At 69.5% G+C, this 12,342-nt stretch carries 14 protein-coding genes and 1 pseudogene; 14 read left to right on the forward strand and 1 reads right to left on the reverse strand.

Annotated elements, in window-relative coordinates:
- Window positions 1-199: 199 nt before the first annotated feature.
- The 12 genes and pseudogenes from ACIBJF_RS40310 (at window position 200) to ACIBJF_RS40365 (ending at window position 9,796) form a co-directional block, all read left to right on the forward strand.
- Window positions 200-1,090, forward strand: coding sequence for a hypothetical protein (locus tag ACIBJF_RS40310; protein WP_399181610.1), 891 nt, complete (start codon window positions 200-202; stop codon window positions 1,088-1,090).
- A 277-nt stretch (window positions 1,091-1,367) separates the two neighbouring features.
- A complete protein-coding gene (locus ACIBJF_RS40315) occupies window positions 1,368-1,883 on the forward strand; it encodes a DNA/RNA non-specific endonuclease (protein ID WP_399181612.1) in 516 nt (171 codons plus the stop codon).
- 24 nt (window positions 1,884-1,907) lie between these two features.
- Window positions 1,908-2,528, forward strand: coding sequence for an SMI1/KNR4 family protein (locus ACIBJF_RS40320; protein WP_399181614.1), 621 nt, complete (start codon window positions 1,908-1,910; stop codon window positions 2,526-2,528).
- A 193-nt stretch (window positions 2,529-2,721) separates the two neighbouring features.
- Window positions 2,722-3,323: pseudogene (locus ACIBJF_RS40325) on the forward strand (hypothetical protein); the annotation flags it as partial.
- Window positions 3,324-3,517: 194 nt separating this feature from the next.
- Window positions 3,518-4,354: a hypothetical protein gene (locus ACIBJF_RS40330; protein ID WP_399181615.1), complete on the forward strand. Its 837-nt coding sequence runs from the start codon at window positions 3,518-3,520 to the stop codon at window positions 4,352-4,354.
- Window positions 4,355-4,387: 33 nt separating this feature from the next.
- Window positions 4,388-5,278: a hypothetical protein gene (locus ACIBJF_RS40335; RefSeq protein WP_399181616.1), complete on the forward strand. Its 891-nt coding sequence runs from the start codon at window positions 4,388-4,390 to the stop codon at window positions 5,276-5,278.
- 29 nt (window positions 5,279-5,307) lie between these two features.
- Window positions 5,308-5,700 carry a hypothetical protein gene (locus ACIBJF_RS40340; protein WP_399181618.1) on the forward strand — a complete coding sequence of 131 codons (393 nt, stop codon included), beginning with the start codon at window positions 5,308-5,310 and terminating at the stop codon, window positions 5,698-5,700.
- 312 nt (window positions 5,701-6,012) lie between these two features.
- Window positions 6,013-6,174 carry a hypothetical protein gene (locus tag ACIBJF_RS40345; RefSeq protein ID WP_399181620.1) on the forward strand — a complete coding sequence of 54 codons (162 nt, stop codon included), beginning with the start codon at window positions 6,013-6,015 and terminating at the stop codon, window positions 6,172-6,174.
- A gap of 92 nt (window positions 6,175-6,266) precedes the next feature.
- A complete protein-coding gene (locus tag ACIBJF_RS40350) occupies window positions 6,267-6,764 on the forward strand; it encodes a DUF1877 family protein (protein WP_399181622.1) in 498 nt (165 codons plus the stop codon).
- A 215-nt stretch (window positions 6,765-6,979) separates the two neighbouring features.
- Window positions 6,980-7,375 carry a hypothetical protein gene (locus ACIBJF_RS40355; protein ID WP_399181663.1) on the forward strand — a complete coding sequence of 132 codons (396 nt, stop codon included), beginning with the start codon at window positions 6,980-6,982 and terminating at the stop codon, window positions 7,373-7,375.
- A complete protein-coding gene (locus tag ACIBJF_RS40360; RefSeq protein ID WP_399181623.1) occupies window positions 7,372-8,628 on the forward strand; it encodes a DUF4241 domain-containing protein in 1,257 nt (418 codons plus the stop codon). The genes ACIBJF_RS40355 and ACIBJF_RS40360 overlap by 4 nt, the downstream gene beginning before the upstream one ends.
- Before the next feature lie 4 nt (window positions 8,629-8,632).
- Window positions 8,633-9,796, forward strand: a complete 1,164-nt coding sequence (locus ACIBJF_RS40365; RefSeq protein ID WP_399181625.1) for a hypothetical protein — start codon at window positions 8,633-8,635, stop codon at window positions 9,794-9,796.
- Here ACIBJF_RS40365 and ACIBJF_RS40370 read toward each other — a convergent pair.
- A complete protein-coding gene (locus tag ACIBJF_RS40370; RefSeq protein ID WP_399181627.1) occupies window positions 9,772-10,197 on the reverse strand; it encodes a hypothetical protein in 426 nt (141 codons plus the stop codon). The two genes, ACIBJF_RS40365 and ACIBJF_RS40370, sit on opposite strands and share 25 nt — an antisense overlap.
- Before the next feature lie 306 nt (window positions 10,198-10,503).
- On the opposite strand from ACIBJF_RS40370, the gene ACIBJF_RS40375 reads away from it, so the two are divergent.
- Window positions 10,504-11,334 carry a L,D-transpeptidase family protein gene (locus ACIBJF_RS40375; protein WP_399181629.1) on the forward strand — a complete coding sequence of 277 codons (831 nt, stop codon included), beginning with the start codon at window positions 10,504-10,506 and terminating at the stop codon, window positions 11,332-11,334.
- A gap of 171 nt (window positions 11,335-11,505) precedes the next feature.
- Window positions 11,506-12,099, forward strand: a complete 594-nt coding sequence (locus tag ACIBJF_RS40380; protein WP_399181631.1) for an RNA polymerase sigma factor — start codon at window positions 11,506-11,508, stop codon at window positions 12,097-12,099.
- The last annotated feature ends 243 nt before the right edge of the window (window positions 12,100-12,342 follow it).

Genomic DNA, 12,342 nt, shown 5'->3' on the forward strand with positions numbered 1-12,342 from the left:
ACCCGCAGACGTGACAATCCTTCAGCTCACACGCCCTGACGCAGCATCGGAAGAAAACTCACACCCCAGCCGAGCCGCCTAAACGATCGACGTTGGGCCTTGCCCCGCCTTTCCCGTGCCAGTGGTGCGGGAAGGGCGGGGCTTCTCTTCGTGGCCCGCACCGCTAGAGTGACATCGAGTCGACCTGTGACGTGGGGACGTGATGATGACTCTGGACAATACGCAACGAAGGATCGCAGAGATTGTGAGACTGGGAGAAATTCAGGATCAGGTATTCACAGAGTTCAACTGGGCTGCGATCGAAGGGTCACTCGGGCTGGCGCTTCCTGCTGATTACAAGCTGATGGCGGAGAGTCTCCCCGCTGGTCAGTTTGCCGGCCAATTGATCCTGATTCGTCCGGGAGACCTGCAGAGTCCGCCCGACGACTATCTGGGGTTCTACCGGGGGCGGCTCGACAACATGCGGACCTGGAGGGAAGCAGGTCACGGAGACTTTCCATACGCCATCCATCCGGAAACCGGTGGAGTCCTGCCCTGGGGGAGAGGGCCGGATAATGGCACGTATTTCTGGGTGACCAGCACCGAAGATCCGAATGAATGGCCTGTTGTGCATGCCGATCCCGACTTCATTCAATGGACAAGCATGTCCGGAAATGCTTCGGACGTGGTGATCTCCTTGATGGAGCAAGCAGGTCCGTCGGTCCCCGCGTTCCGGCCGTTGCCCGAGTTGGTGGCGCTGAGCAATGCTCCGCTTCGAAGCGTTCAGAAAGTCGTTCAGGAGAGCGTGGTGCCGGACGTGGTGGACGGTTCCGCTGAACTGCGCGCGGTGCTACGTGTGCCGGAGCTCGCGACAGGGGCTCGGCAGGTTGACTGGAATGCCGCCGAAAAGGCTCTCGGGATGGCTTTGCCGAGTGACTACAAGTCCTTTATCGACTCGTTCGGCCCAGGCGCTTTGGGTGACATTACGGTCGTGGCTCCGTACGGGCCTCCTGGCTTCGATCTTTTCGCCCTGCTGGAGAAGAAACGCGAAGAAGCGGCACTTCTTCCCCCGCGCTTCCTCCCGCCTTCCAACCGAATCCTGGTGGTCTGATCCCCTGGGGTGAGACCTCGGACGGATGGACATGCGCCTGGGCACCCGTTACCCCCGACCCGGATCACTGGCCGGTCGCGTACATGTATCCGATGCCTGATCTGGGGGCTGTCACATACTGCGACAGCGATTCCTTCAGTTCCTTCCTCGTCAGGTACGCGAGTGGCGGCCACGCGATCATCGGTCGAGCGCCGTGGACGGGAGGTGCGGCGTTCACGCCCAGCGGGTGACGTCCGAGGACATGTGGATGCCATGATGCCCGCGTCGGTCCACGGGCGTGACCGCCTGTCTGACCAAGTCGTATCTCGCATCGCACAAGGGCTCGGCGACGAACACGAAGGTCGTCGCGCCGCCCGGGTACCGCTGGGCGCAGCGCACCGCTCGGTGGATGGGTCTCACTCCGAAGACCAACATCTACGCCTGCCACCTTCTCGGCAACCAACTGAGCGGATCCGGGACCGACCTGCGGAACCTGGCCACGTGTGCGCGCGGGGCCAACGACTGGCAGACGGGTTCTCAGCAGGGTGACAACAACATGAAGAACTACGAGAACCAGGTCGCCGCCGCCGTCGCGGCAGGGCAGGACGTTTACTACAAGGTGACGCCGACCTACAGCGGCCGCCGGACGGTGCCGACCGGGTTCCGTATCGACGCCTACGGCACGTTCGAGGACGGAACTCCAGGGCTCGATATCGACGGTGTCTTCATATCGAACACCCTCGGCGGCAGGAACCTCGGGATGTTCAACGACCCGAACACAGGTCGCCAAGTGCCCACCGGGTCGATGTCATGATGAGGGAGCGCAGAGGAGGTAGTGATGTCTGAGGCAGGTGCATGGGAGGCCCTTGTCCGGCTCATGCCGCCCACGACCGAGAGCGACACGTCGGTCGACTGGGACGTGATGCGTGACGCATGGGGCAAGGAGTTCCCTCCGGACTACCGCCGGTTCATCGAGGTGTACGGCGCGGGGACGATCGAGGACTATCTGGTTGTCCTCGGACCGGAACCCAAAGGGGGACGGCCGAAGGCGGAGCTGAGCGGCATGCTCCACGAGACCGCGAACGCCGAGAGCGCCTGGGCCAGGGAACCCAAGGCCCGCGAACTGGCGGGGGCCGCCCCCGAGCTGATCGCGTGGGGGGCCGATGCCAGCTCGGACATCCTGTGCTGGGACGCCTCGGGTGATGACCCCTCCACCTGGCCCGTCCTCCTGCGCAGCAGGGACGACAACCTGTGGCGGCGTTACGACTGCGGGATGGCCGAGTTCCTTTCGCGCATGCTGCGGGCGGACCTCGACGAGAACCCACTGGGCGATCTCGCGCTCTGGGGCGTACAGCCTGCCACGTTCCTTAACGAACGTGAGGAGCAACGCCGCCTGAAGCAAGGCCTGGACCCGTGGACCGGGGAACCGGACCCCTACGCCGGGATGTACGACGACTGACCGGGCCGGCTGAGCCGGAACCGCAGTAAGGCGAGGCCCCTGGCCGCCGCCGCGCTCGTGCTGACCCACGACGCGCGGCGGCTCAGGGGCCTTCGCATGCCTGGAGCCCCCGACCGGCCAATCTTCAGTGAGCTGCCACAGCCCTGGACGAGTAGGTCCGAATGCGGGTTCGCGGACGTGGGGAGAGTTGTCCAAGGCGATCAGCCCGCGGGCTGTTGAGGTCGGCACGACCACCGCGTTCACCTCGCGTACCGAGTACGACGAGCTGAACCGCCCGGTCAAGCAGTACCAGCCCTACGACCCGGCGGACTCGCGCTACAACAACCCGAACGTCTACACGGAGACGACGTACGACAAGGTGGGCCGGGTCGCCAGACCTCCCTGCCGCCGTCGGACGGCGAGACGGTTCGCAACGACACCACCTACAGCTACTTCGACAACGGCTGGGTGAGGTCGGCCACGGACCCGTGGGACATCGTCACGAGCTACGAGTACAACGACCTGGGTCAGCAGACCAAGCGGACCCTGACCTCGGCGGGCGGTTCCTCGGACCGCACGATGACGTGGTCGTACTACCCGGACGGCTCACTGAAGTCCCGTGCGGACGACGGTGTCCCGGCGGGCAAGTCGGTCGTCCTGGCGGACAACTCCGACACCCAGAACACCGCGAAGACCGGTACCTGGTCGAAGGGGGACATCACCGGCCAGCAGGGCTACAACCACGAGACCCACGCTTCGGGCACCGGCACGGATGCCTTCACCTGGACACTCAACATCCCCAAGGACGGCACGTACGCCCATCCTGCACTCCTGTCCTGTTCGCCCCGCTTCATTCGGGCGCTCGCCGTGCTCTCCTCGCCTGTTGTATAACCGGGCACCCGTTGAACTCGCCTGCCCCGCTGAAGGGTTGTGACGTGCTGTCCAGGATCGGAATACTTGTTCGTCCGAGTGGGCGCCGTGTCGTCGGTTTCGCGCTGGTCGTGGCTGCCGTGGCCGTGTCGTCCGGATGCTCGGCGCACGACGGAGGACGAAAGCCGGCGGGGAGGCATGCCACCTCGAAGACCGCGCGGGCCGAACCGGCGCAGAAGGGCGAGCGGAAGCCGGAGCCGAAGACCGCCGCGCAGTTCGTGGCCCGCGCCCGGGAGGCCATGCGGGCCGAGAAGGGATGGACGTTCGCCCTGCGGGGCAGCGAGTCCGCCGTCATGCAGGGGCAGGCGCCGTCCAGCGCGACGTACGCCGCGACCGTGCACCGGACCACCGCTCCGGTCGCGCTCCAGCAGACCGGAACCGTCACCACCAGCAAGGGCGAGCACAAGCCCGAGGCGGTGTACGTCGTCGGCGGCACCGGTTACGTCAAGGAGGGCGCCGAGGGGTGGAAGAAGGGGCCGCTCTCCGACCCCGACATCGCCAATGAGGTCGAGGACCCCTTGGCCGAGCTCGACGCGTTCGCTGTGTACGCCAAGAGTGCGACGGTGAACCGTACGGCGGCGGGCGTGCGGCTTCGGGTCAGCGCGTCCGGATGGCAGCTGTCCGCCGCACGGAACCGCCCCGCGCTCGAGCGAGCCGTGCGCGAAGCGGAGCCCACGCTGGCTCAGTTGCGCAAGGCGGGGGTGACGGCGACCGACAGCCAGATCACCCTCAAGAGCCTCACCGAGACGTGGGACCTGGGCGACGGGGCGCAGGGGTACCGGGTCACGTCCCACCGGTACGCGTTCACCTTCCTGGTGCCTTTCCACGGCGGAGACATCGCGGTGAGTCAGGAGGTACGGGCCGACAACCGTGGAGTGTTCGACGGGCAGGTGGCCTTGCCGTCGGCGGTGGAGTGACCCGTGTGCCCGCCCGTTACTTCGAGCCGCGCGATGTACGCCATGCTGGATGTGGACACCGCGGGAGGAGCGGGATTCCTCGAGGTGTCTTCGGAGTGGCTCGCTCATGCTGTCCGGGCCGTGGCACCGGCCTTCTGGGAAGCGGCGGAGCGTACCTGGCCGTTCTCCGCAGGGGAGACGACGGCAGGTCCCCTCGCAAGGCCCGGGACACTGTGGGGCGAGGTGTACGTCTGGAATCCCGAGCACCGACTCGGTGACCCGCGCCCGCTTTCTCCGCAGTCGCTCGAGTGGCTGACCCGTGAACTGGCCGAGTATCCGACATCGGCGTATCTCCGCCTGTGTGTTCTCGGTGCCGAAGCCGAGCCTGAACTGGCCGAGGAGTTCGTTCGTGTCAGTCTTTCGACGGACGAGGACTGGCCCTGGGTGGCGCAGCTGCAGGTTGTTTCGACCCTCTCTCCCGAGAGAGAAGGCGACACGGCCGAGAGATCCCACAGGTGGGCCGGATTTCTCCACGGTGCCGCAGTGAAGGTGGATCCGACTTACGGGCATGTGTGCGACGATCAGCCCACACTGGGTGCCACTGCCCTCGACCGGGCGATCCACGGCCGCTCGGGACGCACATCGATCCGACAGGGCCGTGAGCGGCTGCGCGGCTATTCCTGGGTGACCGTTCTCCCCTCGGAGCTGGTGCGGGCTCTCGGAGGGTTCGCCGCACTCGAAAGCTGTGGAGCCTTCTTCCGGGCCGAGAAGCTCCCCACGGGTGCCGTCTGGCTCCAGGCCTGCGAGGACTTCGCCGACTACGACGACGAAGTGATGGAGAGAGTCTTCGAAACCCTGGCGCCGGTCCTCCCGGAAGGGACCCCGGAAGCCGACCCGACTCTGCGGACCCCCCAGCGACTGGTTTGGAGAAGCGCCAGGCGTTGAGAGCCGAGGGCGTGAAGAAGTCGCGGCATGTGACCCGGATCGGGTGTGTCGTCGGGTCGGCGGTCGCACCACTGGCGGTTCTCTCCTACCTGGTCCTCGGGGTCTTCGAGGCGCAGTCCGGGGCGGGGGCGCAGGGCCGGGCACGGTGGGTGAGTGCGTTCCAGGTCGCCCTTCCCGCCGCGGCCGTCGAACTGGCGATCACCGTGGTCGTGCTGCTCTTCGCCAAGGCCGCGAGCAACGGTCCGGCTACCCGGTCGGCTCATGTCGTCGCGGTCGCGGTGGCGGCCGTGTGTGCCAGTGTTCCCACCTCGCTCCTGGTGGGCGCGTTCGCCTGGCCGGTGGTGCTGCCGGCCTGTGCCGTGCCTGCTGCCCTGGCCGCCCCTGTCCTCATGCCACGTGAAGAAGCCCACACCGAGGCCTGAGTACTGTTCGACAACGTCGTAGCCGAGAACAGTCCGGATTGGCAGACGGCATGTTGAGGATCGAAGAGCTGGAGGCCGCGCTTCCGGCGATGACACGGTGGCGTGTGCCTGGCGGGCGCAGCGTGGACTGGGCTGCCCTTGAGGCGGTCCTAGGGACGGCGCTGCCCTCGGCTTCAGGATCTGTACGAGATGGGCGACACCGAGGACTACGTGCCCTACCCGCAGCCGGGAGGCCTGATTTTCTGGGCGGAGTCCTATTCGGGGGACGCCTTGTACTGGAAGACGAGCCCTGCGGACCCGGAAGCATGACCGGTGGTCGTCCGCACGGCCAACGCCGAGTGGATCGAGTTCCCCTTGGGGGCCGTGGAGTTCCTGACCGGCGTGTACGGTCGCACCATCCACGTGCGGGGCATGCCCCGGGACTTCCCCAGCGAGTCCCCGCAGGTGCTCGGCCTGAGCGACCGCATCGACTGAGCGGCAACTGATCGCGTGCGCTGTCAGTGCCGTCGAATAGGTTCCGTCCCTCCGGCCCGACAGGTGGGCCGCCGAACTGGAGGAACGTCGCCGTGAGCATTCACATGCACCTCCGCGCCGTCGCGGAGTCCGAGATCCGGGACGACCACACCTGGCTCGCGGCGTTCATGGCCGCGGCCTGGGAAAACCACCCCGACGAGTACGCAGCGGGTACCGCCGGCTCGATCGACAAGGTCTGGAGTTCCGTCAACGAGCTCTACGCCGCAGCCGGTGTCCTCGAAGCGGACGCCGAGGAGCCCTGGACGCTGCCGATCTACGGCGGCCGCCCCGTGGCGCACAGCGCCGACGCCGATCCCGCCGACCCGCCCCTGATGATCCTGGAGCCGCTCGGGGTGTCACAGGCTGCGGACTTCCTCGCGCGTGTCTCCTTCGACGAGCTGTGGAGCGTCGCCGGCGCCAAGCTCCGTGGCTGGGGAAGCGACGATGCACAGGCCAGGCAGGAGTTCCTCGGCCATCACAGGGACCTCCGGGGGTTCTACGGGCGGGCGACGGCAGCAGGCCACGCCGTGGTCAAGGCGGTCTGGGCCTGAGAGGGCCTGGCGCTGCTGGACGCACAGCTTCCGGAAAGGCTGTGCGCGCCTCGCGAGCTTTTTGTGTGGCACATGACACGCATGTGCACCTGTGATGTTCAAGGCTCGGTATCCGCTTGATCAAGAGGGGGAATGCGTTCGTGTGTTCTCCCGTCGATCAGAGGGGGAGCGGAACCGTGGCTGAGGTGGACGAACGGGTGCTGTGCGCGGTCGAGATGAGGTCCTACGCAGCGGGTTTCCTCGCACGCGTGACCACCCGCAACCGGCTGCCGCTGGACTACTCCGAGCGCAGTCTGCGGGTCGTCGACTTCCTCATCGACGGGCTCCGCAAGGGCGGTGCCGACCGGGAAGGTGCCCGGAACGCTCTGCTCGGCCTCGGGGCGTACGTCGGTGAGGTGCTCGTGCGCCGCGCGGGGGCGGTGTGGGTGGACTTCGACGCGGACCAGCGCAGCTACTTCGGGCAGCCGGTCGGTGTGCGCATGCCGGACGGGCGGGTCTGGAACCCCCTCGGCAAGGTCGTCAACCGCTTCGAGGTGGGCGGTCCCGAGGAGTCCCTGCAGAACTTCTACCTGACCCTGCACGGACGGGCGCGGAGGGCCGCGGCCCGATGACCGGCCGGCAGATCATCGACGTCGCGTACGGCGAGGGGTGGGACTCCGGGCGCCGAGCCGTGCTCGGCCCGATCGACGCCTCGGTGGCGGCGGCGCGGGATGCCGCGGGGCTGCCCTACGCGGTGGTTCTCCGGCAGGCGAGCGCCCCGGGCCTGATCGTCGCGCATGTGGCCTGGGAGAGCCACTACCTCGGGCTGTGGGCGTACGACGCCCAAGGGCGCCGGTTCCTCGAGATGGACCTGCGGCGGCTGGACAAGGATCGACTCTTCCTCCTTCACCAGCGCGGCTGGGCCTATGCGGCGGAGGGGATGCCTGAGTTCGCGTCGGACGCCGGACGGGTGACGACCGAGCTTCGGCCGGACGGGCGCGGTACCCGGATCGTCGAACCCAAGGGCGACAAGGGCGGCTCCCTGCGCACGATCGCAGAAGTGCCTGAGGAGCGGCGCTGGTTCCCCGTGCCCGCCTTCGGGCAGTGGCAGGGACTGCTCGCCATGCTGGACTTCCCGGACGCCGGCGGCTGCGAACTGCGCGAGGTCACGGAGACGCCGGAGGGCGAGCCCGCCGAACCCAACTGGTCGGCACCGCGCGGGATGCGACCTCGGCACCTGGACGAACTGTTCACCGCGGGCACCCGTTTCACCACCGACGAGGTGTACACCGTCTGGGACCCCGTCGAGGCCGGGAAGCTGCACCTGCCCAGCGGACGGCTGGTGGCGCGCGACCCCACGTACGGATCCTGCGCCGAGGACGCCGGGTTCACCGTGTCGGTGGCGCCAGGGAGTTACCCGGTGCAGCTGGCCTCCGCCGGGTACACGGCCGAGTTCGGCGGCCGGACGCTCGTCATCGACGAGTACACCGCGGTCCGTGTCCTGATCTCCGGGCGGCCGACGGTGAGCTGGGAGCCGGCGCTGCTCGACGGACAGGACGAACGCCTGCTGCGGGACGGGGAGTTCTACGGCTTCGGCGTGGACTCCGGCACCTGCTCCTTCGCCGACGCGAACATGGCCGAGGAACTGGCCGGGCGGTTCCGGGACGGCCCGGTGGCAGGCGTACGGCAGGACGGTGACACCGGCATCTCGATCGTCGACGACCCGGCCACCGGCACCAACCTGATCGCCTGCCCCAGCGGGCGAGGAGACGGCTCCTACCCCGTGTGGATCGGCCGGGACGCGGCCGAGCAGATCACGTGTTTCGTGGCGGACATGCTCGTCCTGCACGGGGCGACGCCTGCCGGCTCCACGCGGACTTCCTGATCCCGTGAACGCGTTCGTCGACGCCCTGGTGGTCCTCTCCCTCGTCGTCGGCCTGGCGCTCGCCCCGCGCGCGGCGGCCCGCCGCCCGGGCCCGTCCGGCGGGCGCACGGCCCGACCCGCACTGTCGCCACTCGCCGTGCTGGCGGTGGTGACCGGGTTGGTCTACGCCAACCAGGTGCTGTTCACCGTGTACGTGCTGCGAGTGCACGGCGGTGATCCCTCGTTCGTCGCGCGGTACCTGCCCGAGGGGTGGTTCGACCTCGCCTCCGGAAGCGCCGTGCTGCGCGGGCTCGCCGACGGCTTCCCCGCGCCCGGGCTTCTCGCCCCGTCGGTCCTCAGGGTCCAGGCGTTCCTCGAACTGCCCTTCGTGCTGTCGGCGTTCGCGACCGTCGTGCGGTGGCTCGACGCCGGCCTCTACCGGGGAATCGCCCGGTCGGCCCTGCTGCCGCTGGCCTCCCTGTCGTACACCGCCGTGTTCTGTCTGGTGGAGTGGGATCTGCGCAATCCGTACACGGTCGACGACATCGTCGTACGCGGGGTCTCGGCCGTGCTGACTCCCTGCCTTCTCCGGTGGCTCGCGGCACGGGACACGGGGACGTTCCGCACGCCCGCCTCCGTGCCCGGACTGCTCGTGTTCATCGGGTCGCTCGGTGCCCTGGGCGCGCTCGTCCTCGTCGTCTACGACACCGCTCTCCTCTACAACCTGGGGCGAGTGGCCGAGCGGCTGCCGGTGGCCGCGGTGGCAGTCGTCGCGCTCGCGGGTCTGCGCCGTGCCGCCGCCCGCCTGCCGGACCCGGTCGCCCCCGGACCCACCCTCACCTTCGCGCTGCACGCCCTGCGCCACTGGCTCGCGCTGTTCTTCCTGTCCGCCCTCGCCATCCGGTACGGCGTCATGTTCGGGACGCCTCAGCTGGCCGCGGCGGCCGGTGTCGCGGTGGCGGTGGCCGCCACCGTCCTCGCCTGGCGGGAGGCGGCGCCCGACGCGAAGCGGCTCGGGCTCGCCGTTCTCGCCGCTGCATGCGCCGCCCGCGCCGCGACCTGGGCGACCCCCGCGTCGTACTACGAGGTGACCCTCCTCGCGGCGATGGCCGCGTTCCTCGTCACGGGGGTCGTCATCGGCGGGCTCGTCGACGCGCGGTCACGTCAGTCCGCCGTGACCCCCCAGTAGCCGATGTGGGTCGGCACGCCGTCCGTGTAGAGCACCGTGCATCGGCCCTGTGCCCGGCCCGGGAAGTCCAGCCGCTCGGAGTCCAGGGCCTCGTCCCAGTCGGAGTACGTGGGGCGGCCGTCCGGGGCGAAGGCGCGGATCTCGGCCTCCGTCAGCGGGCGCATGAAGGGGCCCCGGTCGGGGTCCGTGGCGTCGATCATGAGGGGGAAGTCCAGGACCGTGCCGGTGCCCCCGGTGAAGATGTACTCGTGCCAGGCCGGGTCCCGCCACAGTTCCTCCACCGTCCGGCCCGCGCCGAAGCCGTGGTCGTCCTCGGCCAGTTCCTCCGCCTGCGCCTGACGGAACGCCGCCGCCAGGTCCCGCTGGTACGGACCCGTGTGCCTCCAGCAGTTGCCACCCATGTCGCTGCCTTCCCTCCGCGTTCTTCGACCGGTGCGGGGCAGCGTAGGAGGCGGCACTGACAGCCGTGCGAATGGTCCGCTTTGTTCGGTCGCTCGCCGTGGCGTTTCCAACTCCTGTATAACCGGCGCTCGTTCCGGCCCGCCGCGCTCGGCCGTGCCGCCGCATGCCTCCGTTCCCGCCCATCGAAGGGTCTCTTCGTGCTGCCCTCTTCGCGCTCCCGTGCCCGTACGTGCTCCGCCGCACTGGCCGCCGCCGGTGCCCTGCTGCTGGTTTCGGCCTGCGGACAGGGCGGAGGCGGAGGGGGAGTGGCAGAGCCGCAGTCCGGTGTCGCGGCCGGGAGCGTTGGCGACAAGGCACCGGCGGCCTCCGGCGCGTCCAGTGCCTCCACCTCCCCCTCACCCTCGGCCTCCACCTCCGCCTCGGCGTCCGCCTCTTCCTCCGCCTCCGCGAAGGCCGAGCCGAGCGCCTCCGTCCCGCCCGCTGGCTCGTCGGCCGCCGGCTCCACGCGCCAGAGCCCCACGGCTCCCGCCGTCGGCAGCACCCCCGACTTCCCCGTCCCCGCCAGCCCCGGGAGGGCCACCCAGCTCATCACCGTGAAGGCCAGCGGCTCGTACGCCACGGTCACCGCCTGGGCGAAGGGATCCTCGGGGTGGAAGGCGCAGTTCAGCACGACCGCCGGGCGCGTCGGCGCCAACGGGGTCGTCGCCGGGTCGACACGGCGGCAGGGCACCTACACCACACCCACCGGGACCTACACCCTCACCGAGGGCTTCGGTGTCGAGGCGGGCGGCACGAGCATGCCGTACACCCAGGTGAACTCGGCCCACTGGTGGGTCGAGGACCCGCAGTCGCGGTACTACAACTCGATGCACACCGCGGCCGGCGCGGACTTCCCGCTCACCGAGAGCGGCGACCGGGGCAGCGAGCACCTCGTCGACCACCCCGTCCAGTACGCCAAGGCGCTCGTCATCGACTTCAACCGGTGGCCCGCCGTGCCCGGCCGCGGAGCCGGCATCTTCCTGCACGTCAACGGGCAGGGCGCGACCGCCGGTTGTGTGTCCGTGCCGCGCGCCACGATGGACCGGATCATGGGGTGGATACGGCCCGGCGCGCACCCGCGCATCGCCATCGGCTGACAGCGCCGCCGCCGCGTGGGCGACCCGCGGGACGGCCGCCGGCTGTGACACATCTGTGAGCCTCGGCGCTGATCACCGTGGGACATGGCCACAGGGGGCCGTGTCGCACGACGCGGATTCGCCGCGAGCGCGGGCACGGGTCCCGCAGCCGGGTACGGACGAGGACGGTTCTTGGGCCAGGGAGGGGAGCCCCGGCGCCCGCAGCCGCGGGACGGGGAGCTGGGTGCGGCCGTGGCGCGGGCCCAGAACGGCGACGAGACCGCCTTCGCGGTGGCCTACCGGATCGTGCAGCCCGGGCTGCTCGGCTATCTGCGGGGCCTGGTCGGCGAGGACGCCGAGGACGTGGCGTCCGAGGCCTGGCTGGAGATCGCCCGCGACCTGCGCCGGTTCAAGGGCGACGGCGCCGGCTTCCGCGGCTGGACCGCGACCATCGCCCGGCACCGCGCCCTGGACCATCTGCGCCGCCGGCGGGTACGGCCCCAGGCCGCGCCGCTGGAACAGGACGCCCTGGAGCTGCCCGGCCGGCTCGACACCCACGACCAGGCCCTGGAGTCGCTGTCCACCGCACGGGCGCTGGAGCTGGTGCACAGCCTGCCGCGCGACCAGGCCGAGGCCGTGCTGCTCCGGGTGGTCGTCGGCCTCGACGGCCCGGCCGCCGCACGCGTCCTCGGCAAGCGCCCCGGCGCCGTCCGCACGGCCGCGCACCGCGGGCTGAAACGCCTCGCCCGGCAGCTGGGCGGCCAGGACCCGGCGGACGAGAAGTAGCAACGGTGGTGATTCCCCTGAGAAGGGGTGCACTGCCACCAGCCGTAACAATGACGCGAATGGTGGCAATTCGGGCCGTAAGGCTCCCGGGGAGAAGTAATCCTCGTCACCTGGGCGTCCCGCGAAAGGCAACGGCCGGGGCCGCCACCCCCCACAGGAGAGGCCCCGGCCGTCGCGCGGTCGGGCCGCGTGCGGCCCGTACCTTCTACAGCGCCGTGCGTGCTGTTTCTGTCACACCCGGCC

It is taken from the genome of Streptomyces sp. NPDC050743 (assembly GCF_044456925.1).
GTDB lineage: Bacteria > Actinomycetota > Actinomycetes > Streptomycetales > Streptomycetaceae > Streptomyces.

Excerpts from the sequence above, each read along its gene's own strand:
- ACIBJF_RS40355 (WP_399181663.1), top strand. The coding sequence starts at position 6,980 with ATGAGGTCCTACGCAGCGGGTTTCCTCGCACGCGTGACCACCCGCAAC.
- ACIBJF_RS40320 (WP_399181614.1), top strand. The coding sequence starts at position 1,908 with ATGTCTGAGGCAGGTGCATGGGAGGCCCTTGTCCGGCTCATGCCGCCC.
- ACIBJF_RS40360 (WP_399181623.1), top strand. The coding sequence starts at position 7,372 with ATGACCGGCCGGCAGATCATCGACGTCGCGTACGGCGAGGGGTGGGAC.
- ACIBJF_RS40335 (WP_399181616.1), top strand. The coding sequence starts at position 4,388 with ATGTACGCCATGCTGGATGTGGACACCGCGGGAGGAGCGGGATTCCTC.
- ACIBJF_RS40370 (WP_399181627.1), bottom strand. The coding sequence starts at position 10,197 with ATGGGTGGCAACTGCTGGAGGCACACGGGTCCGTACCAGCGGGACCTG.